The 18152-nt window shown below is 69.0% G+C and carries 20 protein-coding genes; 7 read left to right on the forward strand and 13 right to left on the reverse strand.

The genetic code is table 11. The features are described from left to right. Positions 1 to 146 precede the first annotated feature (146 nt). The gene (locus tag ACGFSA_RS19210) at positions 147 to 842 is read left to right on the forward strand and encodes a type 1 glutamine amidotransferase domain-containing protein (protein WP_393305674.1); all 696 of its coding nucleotides are present in this window, start codon (positions 147 to 149) and stop codon (positions 840 to 842) included. Positions 843 to 919: 77 nt separating this feature from the next. Here ACGFSA_RS19210 and ACGFSA_RS19215 read toward each other — a convergent pair whose 3' ends face one another. Then, complete coding sequence (locus ACGFSA_RS19215) at positions 920 to 1327, reverse strand: hypothetical protein (protein ID WP_393305676.1); 408 nt, start codon at positions 1325 to 1327, stop codon at positions 920 to 922. Between the two features lie 430 nt (positions 1328 to 1757). On the opposite strand from ACGFSA_RS19215, the gene ACGFSA_RS19220 reads away from it, so the two are divergent. The 3 genes from ACGFSA_RS19220 to ACGFSA_RS19230 all read left to right on the forward strand — a co-directional run bounded on the left by ACGFSA_RS19220 (position 1758) and on the right by ACGFSA_RS19230 (position 4425). Continuing rightward, positions 1758 to 2684, forward strand: a complete 927-nt coding sequence (locus ACGFSA_RS19220) for a DUF2797 domain-containing protein (RefSeq protein WP_393305825.1) — start codon at positions 1758 to 1760, stop codon at positions 2682 to 2684. A 40-nt stretch (positions 2685 to 2724) separates the two neighbouring features. Then, complete coding sequence (locus tag ACGFSA_RS19225) at positions 2725 to 3603, forward strand: amidohydrolase family protein (RefSeq protein WP_393305678.1); 879 nt, start codon at positions 2725 to 2727, stop codon at positions 3601 to 3603. A gap of 84 nt (positions 3604 to 3687) precedes the next feature. Next, positions 3688 to 4425, forward strand: coding sequence for a response regulator transcription factor (locus ACGFSA_RS19230; RefSeq protein WP_359109568.1), 738 nt, complete (start codon positions 3688 to 3690; stop codon positions 4423 to 4425). A gap of 104 nt (positions 4426 to 4529) precedes the next feature. Here ACGFSA_RS19230 and ACGFSA_RS19235 read toward each other — a convergent pair whose 3' ends face one another. Further along, positions 4530 to 5372, reverse strand: coding sequence for an endonuclease/exonuclease/phosphatase family protein (locus tag ACGFSA_RS19235; protein WP_393305681.1), 843 nt, complete (start codon positions 5370 to 5372; stop codon positions 4530 to 4532). Positions 5373 to 5521: 149 nt separating this feature from the next. On the opposite strand from ACGFSA_RS19235, the gene ACGFSA_RS19240 reads away from it, so the two are divergent. Then, positions 5522 to 7045 carry an MFS transporter gene (locus ACGFSA_RS19240; protein ID WP_393305683.1) on the forward strand — a complete coding sequence of 508 codons (1524 nt, stop codon included), beginning with the start codon at positions 5522 to 5524 and terminating at the stop codon, positions 7043 to 7045. Positions 7046 to 7152: 107 nt separating this feature from the next. Beyond that, positions 7153 to 7911: a TetR/AcrR family transcriptional regulator gene (locus ACGFSA_RS19245; protein WP_393305685.1), complete on the forward strand. Its 759-nt coding sequence runs from the start codon at positions 7153 to 7155 to the stop codon at positions 7909 to 7911. Here ACGFSA_RS19245 and ACGFSA_RS19250 read toward each other — a convergent pair. The 5 genes from ACGFSA_RS19250 to ACGFSA_RS19270 form a co-directional block, all read right to left on the reverse strand. Further along, entirely contained in the window at positions 7908 to 8057 is a 150-nt protein-coding gene (locus ACGFSA_RS19250; RefSeq protein ID WP_393305687.1) for a hypothetical protein, read from the reverse strand. The genes ACGFSA_RS19245 and ACGFSA_RS19250 overlap by 4 nt on opposite strands. A 51-nt stretch (positions 8058 to 8108) precedes the next feature. Next, a complete protein-coding gene (locus tag ACGFSA_RS19255) occupies positions 8109 to 8579 on the reverse strand; it encodes a PPOX class F420-dependent oxidoreductase (protein WP_393305689.1) in 471 nt (156 codons plus the stop codon). A 9-nt stretch (positions 8580 to 8588) separates the two neighbouring features. Beyond that, positions 8589 to 9404 carry a YceI family protein gene (locus ACGFSA_RS19260; RefSeq protein WP_393305691.1) on the reverse strand — a complete coding sequence of 272 codons (816 nt, stop codon included), beginning with the start codon at positions 9402 to 9404 and terminating at the stop codon, positions 8589 to 8591. 156 nt (positions 9405 to 9560) lie between these two features. Beyond that, positions 9561 to 12056, reverse strand: a complete 2496-nt coding sequence (locus ACGFSA_RS19265) for an MFS transporter (protein ID WP_393305693.1) — start codon at positions 12054 to 12056, stop codon at positions 9561 to 9563. Between the two features lie 23 nt (positions 12057 to 12079). Further along, complete coding sequence (locus ACGFSA_RS19270; RefSeq protein ID WP_393305827.1) at positions 12080 to 12598, reverse strand: MarR family winged helix-turn-helix transcriptional regulator; 519 nt, start codon at positions 12596 to 12598, stop codon at positions 12080 to 12082. Between the two features lie 562 nt (positions 12599 to 13160). Here ACGFSA_RS19270 and ACGFSA_RS19275 point away from each other — a divergent pair. Continuing rightward, complete coding sequence (locus tag ACGFSA_RS19275) at positions 13161 to 13379, forward strand: hypothetical protein (RefSeq protein ID WP_393305695.1); 219 nt, start codon at positions 13161 to 13163, stop codon at positions 13377 to 13379. 898 nt (positions 13380 to 14277) lie between these two features. On the opposite strand, the gene ACGFSA_RS19280 is transcribed toward ACGFSA_RS19275, so the two are convergent. From ACGFSA_RS19280 to ACGFSA_RS19305, 6 genes are all read right to left on the reverse strand, one after another. Continuing rightward, complete coding sequence (locus ACGFSA_RS19280) at positions 14278 to 15144, reverse strand: RNA polymerase sigma factor SigF (protein WP_393305697.1); 867 nt, start codon at positions 15142 to 15144, stop codon at positions 14278 to 14280. A 234-nt stretch (positions 15145 to 15378) separates the two neighbouring features. Continuing rightward, positions 15379 to 16317 carry an RNA polymerase sigma factor SigF gene (locus tag ACGFSA_RS19285; RefSeq protein ID WP_393305699.1) on the reverse strand — a complete coding sequence of 313 codons (939 nt, stop codon included), beginning with the start codon at positions 16315 to 16317 and terminating at the stop codon, positions 15379 to 15381. Between the two features lie 186 nt (positions 16318 to 16503). Continuing rightward, positions 16504 to 16797 (reverse strand): Dabb family protein, encoded by a 294-nt coding sequence (locus ACGFSA_RS19290; protein WP_359109554.1) that lies wholly within the window; start codon positions 16795 to 16797, stop codon positions 16504 to 16506. A 9-nt stretch (positions 16798 to 16806) separates the two neighbouring features. After that, positions 16807 to 16971: a hypothetical protein gene (locus tag ACGFSA_RS19295; RefSeq protein WP_393305702.1), complete on the reverse strand. Its 165-nt coding sequence runs from the start codon at positions 16969 to 16971 to the stop codon at positions 16807 to 16809. A gap of 209 nt (positions 16972 to 17180) precedes the next feature. Then, positions 17181 to 17405 carry a hypothetical protein gene (locus ACGFSA_RS19300; RefSeq protein ID WP_393305704.1) on the reverse strand — a complete coding sequence of 75 codons (225 nt, stop codon included), beginning with the start codon at positions 17403 to 17405 and terminating at the stop codon, positions 17181 to 17183. Positions 17406 to 17496: 91 nt separating this feature from the next. Continuing rightward, positions 17497 to 18117 carry a TetR/AcrR family transcriptional regulator gene (locus ACGFSA_RS19305; protein WP_393305706.1) on the reverse strand — a complete coding sequence of 207 codons (621 nt, stop codon included), beginning with the start codon at positions 18115 to 18117 and terminating at the stop codon, positions 17497 to 17499. Positions 18118 to 18152: the final 35 nt, after the last annotated feature.

Consider the following 18152-nt stretch of genomic DNA (forward strand, 5'->3'; position numbering starts at 1 on the left):
CTGTTCTTGATCTAGACAGTCCAGATCATCGCAGGTGAGAGGCACCCTTCCGCTGTCGGGGCATCAGAACGCATTCCCGGCTGAATACATGAGGTTAAACGGTCCCAACGTCCTTTCGGGGGCAACGGCTTCCACAGGAGCGTCCTATGGCCAAGATCCTGTGCGTGCTGACCGGCGCGAGCTACTGGACCCTGAAGGACGGGCACCGACACCCCACCGGGTACTGGGCCGAGGAGTTCGTGGCGCCTTACAGCGTGTTCACCGACGCCGGACACGAGGTCACCGTGGCAACTCCGCGCGGGGTCGTCCCCGTTGTGGACACGATGAGCCTGGAGCCCCGCATGGCGGGCGGCGAGGAGAACGCCCTCCGGGAGGAGGCCGTCATCGAGTCGGCGGATGAGCTGCGGCATCCCATCTCCCTCAAGGAGGTGCGCCTTGAGGACTACGACGCGGTCTACTACCCCGGAGGTCACGGCCCGATGGAAGACCTTTCGGTCGACACCGACTCCGGGACACTGCTGCGAAAGGCACTCGCTTCCGGCAATCCACTCGGCATCGTCTGCCACGCCCCGGCTGCTCTCCTCGCGACCCGTGACGCAAAAGGCATCACGCCCTTCGCGAACTACCGTGTGACGGGTTTCTGCAACGAAGAGGAGGCCGCCGTCGGCTTCGCCGACAAAGCCAAGTGGCTGCTGGAGGACGAGCTGAAGAAGCTGCCCACCCAGTATTCGCGAGGACCTGCCTGGGAGCCCTACACGGTCGTGGACCGCAAACTCTTCACAGGGCAGAACCCCGCTTCCTCGGGCCCTCTCGCCAAAGAACTCGTCACTGCGCTGTCCTGACGGGAGGCTAGGTCAGGGGAGATGTCAACTACCCTCCTGCCCCTGCACTGCGGGTACGGCTTGGTCCGCCGAATGCCCTAACCGGCGCTGGTCGGTCTTCCGGGAATGTCAATCCAGCGGGCGGCTGCGTCGAAGGTCTCCGCCGGGGTGCTGTTGAACGCGATCGCCGCGTCGGGAGCGTGTCGTCGAATCAGATTGAGCACCTGCTCGAACAGCTCGAGCTGGTCTTCGGCCTTCCGCACACCGCCGCCGACAACTACGCACTCCCAAGGTCGGGCAGCCAAGGCAGCGGCGACGACCGCCTCCACGTTGTCGCTGCCGTCGAGGCCGAACAGACAAGTCTCAACGCCGACGCCGTACTCAGCGAATCGAGCGATCCCCACCTCGATTGCGTCGGCTACCGGCTTGGGGTCCCAAGGCCCGGGAACCCGGTACGGATCGAGCCCAATCACGAGGACGCGGGGTGTCGAGGCCGTTGTGTCCACCCCTGGACCCTACGTCGCAGTAATCGGAAGGAGTAGTCAAAACGCGGATCCGCGTGTCGAGAGACTTGAGCGTCTCCCCCCGATTCGTGCTGCTCGGGTCGCTCCCGGTGATCTTCTTGACGGCCTTGGGGAATTGCGCGCCGTAGAGCTGGGTGAACGTCTTGATCGCCGCCTCGATCGATCCATCGGGAAGGTACGCCTCCCTCCGTCAGGAGCGATCCACAGGTACTGAGCATTGCTCGTTCGAATCCTGCCGGGTGCACAGCAGGCCAGAGGCCCCCGGGAGGAATCCCGGGGGCCTCTCGCGTTGTCCATACAGGAGTGCGTTCGGCAGTCCGTACGGCAGTGAGCTGCGTCAGTTTTCGGTGGGAGTTGTTTGCGCATGGGGTCGCAGGACCAGCGGGGCAGGCGGCACCCGGATACGGCGCGGATGCGGCCAGGGGGCGTGGCGGGCCTGTCCCGGTCTGTGGTTTCCACGGGGGGCTGGCGGTGCAGTGGGCTGCGGTGGCCCGAGGGGGCCGACGCGCCGGTGCTCGGGTGGCTGGGGGACGCGGCGCGGGTGAGTGTCCTCGGGTACGGGAAGGAGCTCGGGTTCCGGGCAGCGGGCGAGCGGCACTGTGTGGGCGCGCGGGGGAACGTGTGTCCGCTGGGCGCCCTGGTGTCCGGGCGGAGTACGGGGGCGCGGTGCCCGGAGTGCGCGCGGCTGGACCGGGCGCATTCGGTGGCCGCCGACACGATCGCCGACGACCCCCGGACGTACCGCGTCTATCTCGCCTGGTTCGGGCCCGGGATGGTGAAGGTCGGCATCACCGCGGAGGAGCGGGGTGCGGCGCGGCTGCGGGAGCAGGGAGCCGTGGTCTTCAGCTGGCTGGGACGCGGCCCGTTGATGGCGGCGCGGCGGACCGAGGAGCTGCTCCGTGCGGCGCTGGGGGTACCGGACCGGATCCCGTACGCACGCAAGCGCGCCGTGCGGGCCGTGCTGCCGGGTGCCGCCGAGCGGGTCGCGGAGGTCGAGGAGCTGTACGGGCGGGCGGCGGCGCTGGAGACGGGGGCGGGATGGCCGCAGTCGCTGGAGCGGCTGCCGTTCGATCCCGTCGACCACACAGGGGTGTTCGGACTGGACGGGCCGGTCGAGGTGGGGCGGGCGGTGACCGAGCTGGTGGACGGCGGGGTGGTCGGCGGGCGGCTGGTCGCGGCCGCCGGGCCCGATCTGCATCTGGCGACCGTGGACGGGGTGGTCGTGCTGGACACCCGGCTGATGACCGGCTGGGCGCTGGTGGCGGCCGATGCGCGGTCGGGGGTGACCGTGCCGGTGGTTGGCATCGGGGGCGGCGGCGTGCAGGACGGGCTGTTCTGAGATCGTCGGTGCTCCGGGCGGGCCGGGTGAGGAGTGCGCGATGAGTGGCGAGAACAATGACGTGGTGCGGTTCTGGGAGCGCCTCGGGCTGCCGGGGCTGATCGACGTCCATACGCACTTCATGCCGGAGCAGGTGCTCCGCAAGGTGTGGGCGTACTTCGACTCCGCCGGAGCGCTGACCGGCATGGAATGGCCGATCGCCTACCGGCACGACGAGGACGAACGGCTCGCGCTGCTCCGGTCCTTCGGGGTGCGGCGGTTCACCTCGATGCTCTACCCGCACAAGGCGGGGATGGCGGCCTGGCTGAACGGCTGGGCGGCCGACTTCGCGCGCCGGGTGCCCGACTGCCTGCACACGGCGACCCTCTTTCCCGAAGAGGGCGTGGAGCGTTATGTCCGCGAGGCGGTCGAGGCGGGGGCGCGCGTCTTCAAGTCGCACCTCCAGGTCGGGGCGTACGACGCCAACGATCCGCTGCTGGAGCCCGTGTGGGGGCTGCTCGCCGACGCCGGGGTCCCGGTGGTGATGCACTGCGGGTCCGGGCCCGCGCCCGGCGCGTACACCGGGCCGGAGCCGGTCGGCCGGCTGCTTGCCCGGCATCCGCGGCTGCGGCTGGTGGTGGCGCACATGGGGATGCCCGAGTACGCGGAGTTCCTGGCGCTGGCGGAGACCTACCCCGAGGTGCGGCTCGATACGACGATGGCGTTCACGGACTTCACGGAGAAGTCCACGCCGTTCCCGGTGGCGGAGCGGGGGCGGCTCGCGGGTCTCGGGGACCGGATCCTGCTGGGGACGGACTTCCCGAACATCCCGTACCCGTACGTGCATCAGCTGCACGCGCTGGAGCGGCTGGAGTTGGGGGACGACTGGTTGCGCGCGGTCTGTTACGGGAACGCGCACGGGCTGTTCGGCCGGGGCTGAGCGCTCCCGGGTACTTCGCGCTTTCTCAGGGAATTCACAGAATGGGGAAAGGCCCCTCTCAGAGGCGTCCCGCACCGTCGAGGCATGACGACGACCTCGCCCCAGGGGCGTACCGAACTGCTGAGGCCGGACCGCAGCCCCGTCCGTGTGCTGGTCGTGGACGACGAGGCTCCGCTTGCCGAGCTGCTCTCCATGGCTCTGCGCTACGAGGGCTGGGAGGTGCGCAGTGCCGGGGACGGTGCGAATGCCGTCCGGACGGCACGCGATTTCCGGCCCGACGCCGTGATCCTCGATGTGATGCTGCCCGACACGGACGGGCTCTCGGTCCTCGGCAAGCTGCGCCGGGAGCTTTCCGAGGTCCCTGTGCTGTTCCTGACCGCGCGCGACTCGGTGGAGGACCGGATCGCGGGGCTCACGGCGGGCGGCGACGACTACGTGACGAAGCCGTTCAGCCTGGAGGAGGTCGTGGCGCGGCTGCGCGGGCTGATCCGGCGGTCCGGGACGGCAGCGGTACGGAGCGAATCGACGCTCGTCGTCGGTGACCTGGTGCTCGACGAGGACAGCCACGAGGTGAGCCGGGGTACGACGTCCATCCACCTCACCGCGACCGAGTTCGAGCTGCTGCGCTTTCTGATGCGCAATCCGCGAAGGGTGCTGAGCAAGGCGCAGATCCTCGACCGCGTGTGGAACTACGACTTCGGCGGGCAGGCGAACGTCGTCGAGCTGTACATCTCGTATCTGCGCAAGAAGATCGACGCCGGGCGGACGCCGATGATCCACACCCGGCGCGGGGCCGGATATCTCATCAAGCCCGGAGAATGACCCCGCGCACGGCGGCCGGGTGGAGGGCACCTTCACGAAGGTCACCGTGGGCAGTTCGACCTTCTATGACCTTGACCCGGCCGACCGGTTGACTTCGCGGTCCCTCAACGCCGGAGCAGCAGCAGATCCGCGACGACCGGGCGGTGGTCCGAGGCAAGTGTCTCGGCCACCGCCGCGTCGCGTACCCGTACGCCGTCCTTCGACACCGCCACGAAGTCGATCCGTTTCACCGGGTCCAGTGCGGGGAAGGTCGGCGCATTCGGGTCGGCATCGGTCAGGTCCTCCCACAGCGGGGTGAGCTCCGGGGCGCCCGGCTCCGCGTTGAAGTCGCCGAGGAGCACCTTCCGCCCCTCGTCCTCCGCCAGGATCCGCCGGGTGTCGGCGACCTGTGCGATCCGTACGGACGGGTTGCCGCGGTAGTCGAGGTGCGTCACATACACATGCACGGGCATCCCCTTCACCCGTACGACCACCTCACCGAAGCCGGGCGCGGGCTCCGGCACGGGGTTGGGGACCTGGGTGGAGAGCCGGGTGATCTCGTGGTTCTCGGCGCTCGTGATCCGGTACTTCGACAGCACCGCGACCCCGAACTCGCGCCGGGACGCGCCGGGAGTCTCCGGATCGAGGCTGTAGATCGGGGCGAACGACACCTGCATGTCCAGCCGCTTTGCCAGCTCGCCCGCGACATCGCGCCACTCGCTGCGCGTGCCCCAGTGGACGTCGACCTCCTGAAGCCCGATCACATCGGCGTCCAGCGAGCGGAGTTCCGCCGCCTGCCGGTCCAGATCGAAGACGTTGTCCATGCCCGAGCCGGCATGGATGTTGTACGTGGCGACGCGCAGAGGCACCGGATGCCCCTGCCCGGCAGCTCCGGCGGGCGGGGCGGCGACCGCCCCCAACAGACCCGCCGCAATCAGGACTTCCACCGTACGACGACGCAGTGACATGCCACTCCAGCCCTAGTCGGCTCCCTGTTGATCAGCGTCGAGCACGGTACCGTGCGAAAGTCGCTTGTACACCGTATAGGAGATGATTTACGGTGTACAACGCTTTCCTTGTACACCGTAAAGGAACCTCAGGAGCTCAAGGAGCCCGCATGACGGCGATCGCCGCCGAGCAGAACCACCTCTCGTCACCGAGCCACCCGCAACGCTGGCTGATCCTCGGCGTCATCTGCCTCGCCCAGCTCACCGTGCTGCTCGACAACACCGTCCTCAACGTCGCGATCCCCTCCCTCACCCGGGAGCTGGACGCGTCCACCGCCGACGTGCAGTGGATGATCAACGCCTATTCACTGGTCCAGTCGGGTCTGCTGCTCACGGCCGGCAGTTCCGCCGACCGCTACGGCCGCAAGAAGATGCTGGTCGCCGGCCTCGCCCTGTTCGGCATCGGCTCGCTGGTGGCCGGACTGGCCCAGACGTCCGTGCAGTTGATCGCCGCCCGCGCCGGCATGGGCATCGGCGGTGCGCTGCTGATGACCACGACCCTTGCTGTCGTCGTCCAGATCTTCGACGACACCGAACGGGTCAAGGCGATCGGCGTCTGGTCGACCGTCAGCTCGCTCGGCTTCGCCGTGGGACCGCTGATCGGCGGAGTGATGCTCGACCACTTCTGGTGGGGTGCGATCTTCCTGATCAACATCCCGGTCGCCGTCATCGGCCTGGCCGCTGTGATCCGTCTCGTCCCGGAGTCCAAGAACCCGCGCGGCGAGCGCCCCGACCTGCTCGGCGCGCTGCTGTCCACCATCGGCATGGCCTCCGTCGTGTACGCGATCATCTCGGGCCCGGAGCACGGCTGGACCTCGGGCCAGGTGCTGCTGACCGCGTTCATCGGGGTCTCGGTCCTCACCGGATTCGTGCTGTGGGAGCTGCACATTCCGTATCCGATGCTGGACATGCACTTCTTCCGGAACCAGAAGTTCATCGGGGCGGTCGCGGGAGCGATCCTGGTCGCCTTCGGGATGGGCGGCTCGCTCTTCCTCCTCACCCAGCAGCTCCAGTTCGTCCTCGGATACGAGCCGCTGGAGGCGGGTCTGCGTACGGCTCCGCTGGCGCTGAGCGTCGTCGCGCTCAACCTCACGGGCCTGGGCGCCAGGCTGGTGCCCAAACTGGGCGCGCCCGCCACGATCGCCGCCGGGATGAGCCTGCTGGCCGCGGGTCTCGCCGCGATCGCCCTGCTGGGCGGCAACGGCTACGGCGGCATGCTGCTCGGCCTGGTCGTCATGGGCGCGGGCATCGCACTCGCCATGCCGGCCATGGCCAACGCGATCATGAGCGCCATCCCGCCGGCGAAGGCGGGGGTGGGCGCGGGGGTCAACGGCACGCTCGCCGAGTTCGGCAACGGTCTGGGGGTCGCGGTCCTCGGCGCGGTGCAGAATTCGCGGTTCGGGGCGCTCGTGCCGGCGGCCGTCGGGGCCGCTTCGCTTCCCGCGGCGCTCGCCGCGGCGACCGATGACGGCGAGCGACAGCGGATCACCGACGCCTTCGCCTCGGGACTGGAGACCAGCCAGCTGGTCGGGGCGGTGGCGGTGCTGGCGGGCGGGCTGCTGGCTGCCGTGCTCCTGCGCCGGGCGGAGCGGGCAGAATCTGCTCAGGCAGACTCGGCCGCGGCAGCGGCATAGCATCAGGCGAGGCGTACCGGACTGTACGAATCCGGTTCGTGCGCATGGGGTACGGATCCGGGTCAGTCATCCCGTCCGTCCCGCCGGCAAGACGAGGAGAGTGCGCCATGGTGTCCGCGGCCGACCGTGTGAAGAACCCTGCCAGGACCAGTGTGTGGCTGGATCAGCGGGCACCGTCGCGCACCCGTAAATCGGACCAGCCGGCCGGCCTCGACCGAGACAGGATCACCGCGGCGTCGGTCCGGCTGCTGGACGCCGAGGGGCTCGCCAAGTTCTCCATGCGCCGGCTCGCCGCCGAACTGGACGTCACCGCGATGTCCCTCTACTGGTACGTCGACACCAAGGACGACCTGCTGGAGCTGGCCCTCGACTCGGTCTACAGCGAGATCGCGCCTCCCCGGGGGGAGGCGCACTGGCACGACCGGCTCCGCGAACTGGCCACCACCTACCGGGAGCTCCTGGTCCAGCACGTCTGGGTGTCGCCGCTCGCCGGACATTTCCTCAACATCGGCCCGCACTCGATGCTGTTCTCGTACGCCGTCCAGGACGTGATCCGGGCGACCGGGCTGCCGCTGCACCAGCAGACGGGCGCTCTCTCCGCGGTCTTCCAGTTCGTGTACGGATTCGGCACCATCGAGGGCCATATCGTGCAGCGTTCCGCGGAGGCGGGGCTCAGCCAGGACGAGTTCTTCCAGCAGGCGATGGGCGCGATCCGGTCCCAGCCGCAGCTCAGCCGGATCGTCGAGTCGTCGCAGGATCTGATGGACGCCCGCGGCGGCGACACGGTCGAGGAGATGCGCGAGCGGGACTTCACCTTCGCCCTGGACCTGCTGATCGCGGGGATCGAGGCGATGCGGGACCGCTAGTGCCGTGACCGGCAGTGCTTGCCCCATGAGGAGCGTCGTCCAGTGATCCGCTCCAGGCCGCGGACGACGGCGGCGCCGACGGTCGGTGCGGCCGGCAGCCGGGCCCGCGAGAGCAGGCCCGGCGCCGTAAGGACGTTCCCACTCACGGCCTCCCCCGCGATAGGGAGTGGGCTCCCGGCGTCATCCCGGAACAGCCGTCAGCTGCCGGGCGCCAGGCGGGCGGGGAAACCGCCCGTGGCAATGGGCCCCCACCGCTCCGGGGTGATCCGGATGATCGACTTGCCCTGCTTCACCATCGCCGCCCGGTACTCGTCCCAGTCCGGGTGCTCTCCCGAGATGTTCCGGAAGTACTCGACGAGCGGTTCGACCGAGTCGGGCGCGTCGATCACCTCGGCCGACCCGTCGATCTGCACCCACGGCCCGTTCCAGTCGTCCGACAGGACGATCACGCTCACGCGCTCGTCCCGCTTCGCGTTCCGGGTCTTCGCCCGTTCGGGGTAGGTCGAGACGACGACCCGGCCGGCGTCGTCGACGCCACACGTCAGCGGGGATCCCTGAGGGCGGCCGTCGGCCCGGGTGGTCAGCAGGATCGCCCGGTGCCGGGGCCGTACGAACGCCAGCAACTCATCGAGCTCCACGGCGGTGTTGGTCGCGATGTGGGGTGCCATGTCCGCAGACTACGACGGCAGGGACTCGCCCTGCACGGCCTGGATGTCCAGCTCCACCCGCAGCGTCGTGCCGATCGCCGAGATCCCCGCCTGTACCACCTGGTTGTAGTTCATGGCGAAATCGTCACGACGCAGCTCCGCCGTTGCGCTGAATGCCGCGCGCACCCCGCCCCACGGGTCGGGGCCGGTGCCGAGGTAGCTCAGGTCCAGGTCGACCGGGCGCTCGACGCCGCGCATCGTCAGCAGGCCGTGCACGGTCCAGCGGTCGGGGCCGGCCGGGGTGAGCCCGTCCGAGTGGTACGTGATCTCCGGGAACCGGTCCGCGTCGAGGAAGTCCGGCGAGCGCAGGTGCTTGTCCCGCATGCCGTTGCCCGTGTCGATGCTGGCCGCGCTGATCACGGCGACGACGCGGGAGCGGTGGACCTCCTCCGCGATCTCGATCCGGCCGCCGAACTCGGTGAACCGGCCGCGCACGCTGGAGATCCCCAGGTGCTGCGCGACCGCGCCCACCGAGCAGTGCGCCGGGTCCAGCGACCAGGCGCCCGGCGGCGGCAGTTCCACGCCGCCCTGGCGGGCCAGCACCACTGTGCCGGCCTCGACCCGCCCGCTCGCCGTGACGAGGGCGGTCGACGCGGCAGGGGCGTACCCGACCGCGGTCACGATCACCGTGTACGCGCCGGCCGGGAGCAGGGCGTCGGTCCGTAGCGCCCCGTCCTCGTCGGCGGCGGCTCGCAGCACCTGGGTGCCGGTCATGTCGGTCACCGTTACGACCGCGTGCTGGACGGCCCAGCCGTCCCGCGTCCGTACCTGTGCGCGAAGTCCCATCCCGTTTCTCTCCTTGCTCCATGACTCAATGAGTCGGGCCCCGGGGCAGGGGACGGCAGGCCGTCCCCTGCCTGCCGTACCCGCCCCGGGGCCCATTTCCACCGGCGGCAGCTTCTCCGCTCGAAGCGCTGCCCGCCAGGGGGCGGTGTTACTCGATCACTCGCCGGGGTGGGCGAGCTCGATGTCGTGGCCGTCGACCCCGCGACCGGCCACGGTCAGCGCGCCGGCCACCGGCGGGTAGCCGGTCGCGACGACCGAGTACTCGCCCGCGTCCAGGTCGGCGAAGGCGTACGCCCCGTCCTCCCCGGTCGTCGAGGTGGCGACCACATTGCCCGCCGCGTCGACCAGCGTGACGCGGGCGTCCGGCAGCGGCCGCCGGGCCGAACCGGCCCGCACGACACCCTGGACCAGCGCACCGGACTGCAGTACGGCGTCGACCCGGGTGACACCCTGGCCGCCGATCTCCACCGGCAGCGCCAGCGGACGGAAGCCGGCGGCGTTCACCGCGACGGTCACCGCACCGGGCACCAGCTCGGTGAAGGTGAACTCGCCGGTCTCGGCGGACATGCCGGTGGCCAGCACATCACCGCGCACATCGGTCACGATGACCATGGCGCCGTCGACCGGACCACCGCTCTCGGCGGCCCGCACGGTCCCGGCCAGGCCGCTCGTACCGGCGAGCAGGATGTCGTACGACAGCTGCTGGTCGCCGATGACCACGGTGGACGCCTGCGGCTGGAAGCCGTCGGCGGACGCGATCAGGACGTAGCTGCCGGCGCCCGGCGCGTCCAGACGGTAGCTGCCGTCGGCCTGGGCGACGGAGCGCCCCAGCTGCCGGCCGCCCAGCGAGATCAGCGTGACCGCGGCCCGGGCGACGGGTGCTCCCTCGGCGCCCCGCACCACACCGCTCACCGGGGTGCCCTGCACGGTTGCCACCGGAGCTTCGAGCGTGTCGACCGAGGTGACCCCGGCCGCGCCCTCGGAGACCAGCGCGGCTGCACCGGACGGGACCTCGGCGAGCACCGCGGCGGGTACCTCGGCGGGAGCCTCGGCCTCCGCCGAGGCGTCGTTCGCCGCGTTCGTCTTCAGCGCGACCTCCTTGATGAAGATCGTGATGACGAAGGCGATCAGCGCGGCCGGAGCGGCGTACAGGAAAACGTCGCCGACACCGTGCCCGTAGGCGCTCTCCATGACCGTGCGGAACGGTGCGGGCAGCTTGTCCAGGTCGGGGATGCCTCCGCCGCCGGTGCCGCCGTGGCCCAGGGCCGCGCCCTTCGGGCCGAGGTCCGCGAGGCCGTCCTTGACGTAGTGGGTGACGCGGTTCGCCATGACGGCGCCCAGCGCCGAGACGCCGATCGCACCACCGAGGGAACGGAAGAAGGTGACGACGGAGCTGGCCGAACCGAGGTCGGACGGAGCGACCTGGTTCTGCGCGGCGAGCACCAGGTTCTGCATCATCATGCCGGTGCCGAGACCCATCACGAACATGAAGATCGCGATGTGCCAGTACTCCGTGTCGTACCGGATCGTGCCGAGCATCCCGAGCCCGGCGGTGACCAGGAAGCCACCGCTGACCAGCCAGGCCTTCCAGCGGCCGGTCTTGGTGATGATCTGACCGGAGATGGTCGACGAGAGGAACAGGCCGGTGATCATCGGGATCGTCATGACGCCGGACATCGTCGGTGACTTGCCCCGCGCCAGCTGGAAGTACTGGCTGAAGAAGACGGTGCCCGCGAACATCGCGACACCGACGAACAGCGAGGCGGCCGAGGCCAGCGTGATGGTGCGGTTGCGGAAGAGGCGCAGCGGGATGATCGGCTCGCTGGCCCGGGATTCCGTGTAGACGAAGAGCAGGGCGAGCACCAGGGAGCCGGCCAGCATCACGCCGGTCTGCCAGGACAGCCAGTCGTACTTGTCGCCCGCGAAGGTCACCCAGAGCAGCAGCAGCGAGACGGCGGCGCTGATGAAGAACGCGCCCGTCCAGTCGACCTTGACCTCACGCTTGACGACCGGGAGCTTCAGGGTCTTCTGGAGCACGATCAGTGCGATGACCGCGAACGGCACACCGACATAGAAGCACCAGCGCCAGCCCATCCAGCTGGTGTCGGTGATGACACCGCCGAGCAGCGGGCCGCCGACAGTGGCGACGGCGAAGACCGCGCCGAGGTAGCCGCTGTAGCGACCGCGCTCACGCGGGGCGATCATCGCGGCCATCACGATCTGGGCGAGGGCGGAGAGACCGCCGACGCCGATGCCCTGGACGACACGGCAGGCGATGAGCATGCCGCTGCTGGTCGACATACCCGCGACGACCGAGCCCAGGACGTAGATGACGAGCGCTATCTGGACCAGCAGCTTCTTGCTGAACAGGTCGGAGAGCTTGCCCCACAGGGGAGTGGTGGCCGTCATCGCGAGCAGCGAGGCCGTGACGACCCAGGTGTACGCGGACTGGCCGCCGCCGAGGTCCGAGATGATCTGGGGGAGAGCGTTGGAGACGACGGTCGACGACAGGATCGCGACAAACATGCCGAGCATCAGCCCGGTCAGTGCTTCCATGATCTGCCGGTGTGTCATCGGCGCGCCGTCGGAGGAAGGATGTCCTCCGTGCTTGGCGTGGCCGCCCCGCACACCGGTTGGTGTGGTCGTAGCCATTGAGTTCCTTTGCTTTGCTTCTGTTACACAGGTGTACGGGTGTGCAAGTCGTTGTCGCTGTCGGCATGCCGGGAGCAGTCGCCGATGTGCTTCCCGGGGGCGCACCCTCCGGGGCCGCGACAGGCAAAACTGTCGCGCAGCCTGGCCAACAGCATGTTGAGCTGTCCGACGTCGTCGTCGGACCAGTCGGAGAGGTTGTGGATGAACATTTCGGTGGTCCGGCGGTTCAGATCGCTGAGCACGTCGTGTCCGGCGGGGGTCAGCCGCAGGATGCGGGACCGCTTGTCCGCCGGGTCCGAGGACCGTTCGATCCAGCCATGCTCTGCCACATGGGCGACATGACGGCTGGTCACCGACATGTCGACGGCCATCAGCTCGGCCAGTCTGCTGATCCGCATTTCGCCGTGTTCACAGAGAAGTGCCAGTACGGCCGCCGAGCCGCCAGGGCATTCGGGGGGCAGAATGCGGGCGAGACCCCGCTTGACGGCCCCGATGGCGCTGAGCTGTCGGGCCAGTTCTTCGTACTGACCTCGTACGGCCACGGGCCCCCCAGACATCTCACCGGTTCATCTTGTTGCTTAGGGCAACCATATAACTGTTGGTTGCTGCAGGCAAACGAAATGAGGCTTGCATAAGTAAAGGAAAGCAAAAGGCTGCGTAGTGCTTGGGTCAAACGCCCAGCGTGTGCGGGACGGGTCGGGTGTGTCTCGTGCCACACCGGAGGTGTGGACGGCGGCCCCGAAACGGCAGTAGGCCCCGAGCGTTACTCGGGGCCCGGCCGTCGCCCCGTAGAGGCATAAGGTGCCGCCGGACCGCTAGGGTCCTGACCCATGGCACACAACCGTTCCTTGACGCCCGGCGCGAGGTGCTGTGCGTCTGGCAGGCCAACCCGAACGGTCTTGGATGACCTGGTTCTCCGCTTTCGCACCCCAGTGGCGGCACGCGTCACGCGCGTGATCCAGTCCGTGGCGGGCAGAGTCCCTGGTGCGAGAGGGGTCGAGTGTTGGCCGCAGGACCCTCTCCCACGTGACGACGCTACAGTTCCACAGGCTTCATATCGCAGTATCCGACGAGCACTTCACCCGATCGAGTGGGAATGCATTCATGCGTAATCAGCCGCCGGTAAATGGCAACCCCCAGGGCCCCGAGGGCAACCACGACCCCGCGGGCAGCACCCAGATGTTCCGCGCCTTCGTCGACGAGGGCGAGCCGCAGCGCCGGCAGCAGCCGGCCGCGTCGTCCGGACCGAAGACCGGAGTGATCGTCGCCGTCGTCGCGGTGATCGTCATCCTCGGCGCGGTCGCCTGGCTCGCGCTCCGCTGACCCGACCCCGCCCTTCCCATCCGTCACTTCCAGACGGCGGTGATGTCCCGGGTCTCGACATGCATGCCCAGGGGCACCCGCCAGGCGTCCACGCAGACGGTGTACGTCTTCTCCCGCGCCGCTCCCGCGTCGATCGGCGCGGGAGCGGCGCGGTTGTTTCCACGGCCGCCCAGTCGATCCCGAGCCCGCCGATGATGTGCGTGGCGAAGGTGACCGTGCCCGACCGGGCCGGTGAACCGCCGGTATTGCGGAACTCGACAGTCACCTTCTCGCACCAGCGGTGATCGGCCGCCGCCCGCTCGGGTGCGCCCAGGGTGAGCACGGCAGGTCCCGCGGGCGCGGTGGACCCCGGTGCGGACGGGGTGGAGGGAGTCGCGGGGCCGCCCCCCGCGCCGCCCGAGGCCGTGCCACCGGTACCGCTGCCATCTGTACTGCCGACGGAGCCCGTGCCGCCCGCGGAACCCGCAGCGCCCCCGGTGGTGCCGGCGGATCCGCTGGAGGGCTGAGCACCGCCGCTCGTGCGGTCGCCCGCACCACTGCCGGTGCCGCCCGTGCCACCGGAGTCACCGCTCGCCGCGGAGGAGCCCGGCTTCGGCTCCGTATCCCCGCTGCCGTCGCCCTCCCCGTCCAGCGGAATCAGCGTCACCCTGCCCGTAGGCGCGACCGCGCCCTTGGGTGCCTTCTCCGGGCCGGTGCCCGCCGCGCCGACTGCCGCATAGCCGTCTCCGTCGCCCGCCCCGGCGCCGCAGGCGGCGAGTGCTCCGCCCAGGCACAGCGCGGCCGCCGAGGCGGCGATCACGGTGCCCCGGCGGCCGGTCGAGCCGAAAGTCTGACGTCGCATCGCGCCAGTGTGGCTGACGGTCCGTCAATTCGGAACCCTCGCACGACTGCGCGTGGGTCAGTCGGCGATGAGCCCCTCCCTGAGCTGGGCGAGCGTCCGGGTCAGCAGACGTGAGACGTGCATCTGCGAGATGCCGACCTCCTCGCCGATCTGCGACTGGGTCATGTTGGCGAAGAACCGCAGCATGATGATCTGCCGCTCCCGGGACGGGAGTTTGGCCAGCAGCGGCTTCAGCGATTCGCGGTACTCGACGCCTTCCAGTGCGGAGTCCTCGTAGCCGAGCCGGTCCGCGAGCGAGCCCTCGCCGCCGTCGTCCTCCGGGGAGGGCGAGTCCAGTGAGGAGGCGGTGTACGCGTTGCCGACGGCCAGGCCGTCGACCACGTCCTCCTCGGAGACCCCGAGCGCCGCCGCCAGCTCCGGCACGGTCGGTGAACGGTCGAGCTTCTGGGCCAGCTCGTCGCTCGTCTTCGTCAGCGCGAGCCGCAACTCCTGGAGCCGGCGCGGCACCCGCACCGACCAGGAGGTGTCGCGGAAGAAGCGCTTGATCTCGCCGACGACGGTGGGCATGGCGAACGTCGGGAATTCCACGCCCCGTTCGCAGTCGAACCGGTCGATCGCCTTGATCAGGCCGATCGTGCCGACCTGGACGATGTCCTCCATGGGTTCGTTACGGCTCCGGAACCGCGCCGCGGCGTACCGCACCAGCGGGAGGTTGAGCTCGATGAGTGTGTCCCGCACGTAGGCACGCTCCGGGCTGTCCTGTCCGTCGGGCCCCGGTGCGGGACCCAGGGCGGCGAGCCGCAGGAACAGGGAGCGGGACAGAGTGCGGGTGTCGATGGCTTCCGACGAGCTGGTGAGCACAACGGGTGCGGGTGCGCTCTTCGTGAGCGTGAGCACCTTCGAGCTGCCCTGTTCTGCGGACATGCCACCCCCTTGAGGTCGCGGACGGTCGTGGTAGCCACGACCATCGGAGGAACGCAGCCTCCACCTGAATACCGGAGGTGGGGCTGCGGCAAACGCGGTTCACGCAGAATGTCACATGTCGGCAACGCGCTGTAGTGACATGTCGACAAGTCAAGGTGGCGTATGTGCAGTTAACAGGGGATGTGCGGCATTCGGGCTGCCCGAGAGGGGTTTTGATCGGTTTACCCGATCCGGTTACGCCTCGATCCTGTTTGCGGATCGCAGTCGCGCGAAGCTTCTGGCCAGCAGTCTTGACACATGCATCTGGGAAACGCCCAACTCGGCGCTGATCTGTGATTGCGTCAGGTTGCTGTAATAGCGCAGCAGCAGGATCCGCTGCTCGCGCTCGGGCAGCTGGACGAGCAGATGGCGGACCAGGTCACGGTGCTCGACCCCGGCGAGAGCGGGGTCCTCGTAGCCGAGCCGGTCGAGCAGTCCGGGCAGCCCGTCGCCCTCCTGGGCGGCTTCCAGCGAGGTCGCGTGGTAGGAGCGTCCCGCCTCGATGCAGGCCAGCACCTCCTCCTCGGAGATCTTCAGGCGCTCGGCGATCTCCGCGGTGGTGGGCGAGCGGCCGTGCGCGGTCGTCAGGTCCTCGGTGGCGCCGGTGACCTGCACCCAGAGCTCGTGCAGTCGCCGCGGCACGTGGACGGTCCGCACGTTGTCCCGGAAGTACCGCTTGATCTCGCCGACGACGGTGGGCATCGCAAAGGTCGGAAACTGGACGCCGCGTTCGGGGTCGAACCGGTCGATGGCGTTGATCAGCCCGATGGTGCCGACCTGGACGACGTCCTCCATGGGTTCGTTACGGCTCCGGAAGCGCGCCGCGGCGTACCGCACGAGGGGGAGGTTGGCCTCGATCAGTGCGGCCCGCACTCTGGCGTGCTCCGCACTTCCCGGTTCCAGCTCCTTGAGCTGGCCGAAGAGGACCTGGGTGAGCGCCCTGGTGTCCGCGCCCCGGGTCCTGGCGGGCGTCGTGCCGTCGGGCGTCTCGGTCTGGACGGTCTCGGCCGCCGGGGCGGCCCGGGTTGCCGGGGCGGACTGATCGGACTGATCGGACTGGGCTGTTTGGGCGGTTTGGGCATCGTCCTTCTGGACGATCTGGGGAGGCACTTGAGGCGCTGTACTGGCCGGCACGATGAGGCCACCCCTTTGCGGTCAACTTCGGTCAACTCATCCGTCAAAAGCGGTCATAGCATCACAAGACATGTCCACTGTGTGCAAGCACCGCGCACTGTCGTGTTGAGGGCGTATCGGTTTAAACACATGGAAAAGCCCCTCACCGAAATGGCGAGGGGCTCGTGGGTTCCGGGACCGCAGAGGTCAGAAGGGGTAGTCGGCAATCACCCAGGTGGCGAAAGCCTTCCACTGTCCAGCGGCGGCCTGATGGGCCGGGTGTGCGACGTAGCGCCCCAGGGCGTCCTCGTCGGCGACCGCGGAGTTGATGGCGAAGTCGTACGCGATCGGCCGGTCGGTGATGTTCCAGGCGCACTCCCAGAACTCCAGCTCCGGGATCTGCCCTCCGAGCTCCTGGAACGCCTTCGCCCCGGCGACAACACGCGGATCGTCACGCTTCACGCCGTCGTTCAGCTTGAACAGGACCAGATGACGGATCATGGGGTACTCCTACTTCACGAGCTCGGTCATGAAATCGCCGACGCCCTGTGCGGCACTCGCAATGCCCTCGAACCCTACCCCGACAAGATCCGCGGCCCGTTTGGGGGAGTGGATGATCGTGTACAGCACGAAGACGACAATCATGTAGAGCGCGATCTTCTTCGCTTGCATCATCAGCCCCTGCCTCCCCCTCGATCACCAGTGCAGTCGCGCGATTCTATCCGCACGAATGGCCGTATCCGAGGGGGGTTTCGATGGGGGTTCAGATCACACTCCGACCTGATGCCTCGGTGTGTGTGACCCGACCGAAGGATGGCGCTACCGGCGGCCGCGCCCACGCGCGCACGGACCACCCCGAGCGTCAGGGCGCCGACTGCCCGCAATCAGGTGATCGATGCCGCGGCGCCGAACCCACCGGGCTGTCGGACCATCACCTCCAGCGGGCGGCCGCTGCCGGTGAGCGCTGATTCGGGACGGACCTGCTCGATCCTGATCCTTCGCTGGTCGAGTGGCATTTTGAAGTCCTCGTACCGGTAGGCGTCGTCGAAGCCGATCCGGCGTGTGTCGATCCCCCGGCTGCGGCGAGGACCGGTGGGGCCTGTTCTCATCGGGGGAGCGGTCGCGCACCCATGTGGCCGGCGCGCGGAACCGTGACTGGAGTGATGGGTCCCGGGCGACTCTTCCGAGGACGCTTGGTTGTCAGGATGGGGCCGCGTCATCGCTCTTGGACGAGGGCGGGGAGGCCAGCGTGGCCAGGTAGTCGTCAAGGAGCTCGGTTTGGCGGTGGGGCGGGAATGCCAGGGGGTCGAACAGGGCCTGTACTACCAGGCCGAGCACGAAGGACTGGGCGCCGGCCGCGATGCGCGCCGGGTCTCCGGCAGGCAGTTCGCCGAGCTGTTGGGCCGCAGCGACCAGGTCGCGCAGCTTGTCGCGGCTTCGCGCGTACTTGCGGCCGTAGTCGCCGCTCAACTCGGGGTCAGCGAGCGCGGTGTCCCAGGAGGACACCCAGATCCGGTTGCTGTCGGTGGCCTCGTCGGTCAGCGGCAGGATGTTCAGCAGCGCGGTCCTCAGGCCGGACAGCCCTTGCCCGGCGGCGAGCCGGGGACGAGAGGCGGTTCGCAGTTCGAGCAGGTCGAGAGCGTGCGCAACCAGGTCGCGTTTGGTGGGGAAGTAGTGGGTGAGCAGGCCGGTGGTCGCGCCGAGTTCGGCGGCGACGGCGCGCATGGTCAGTCCGCCGAAGCCGTGCGCGGCCAATACCCGCCAGACCGCCTCGGAGACGTCGCGCCGACGGGCCTCGTGGTCTCCCTTGATACGTGGCATGCTGCTACGGTACATAGCCATAACGATTGTTGTGT

It is taken from the genome of Streptomyces sp. NPDC048496, assembly GCF_043200055.1.
Taxonomy (GTDB): Bacteria; Actinomycetota; Actinomycetes; order Streptomycetales; family Streptomycetaceae; genus Streptomyces.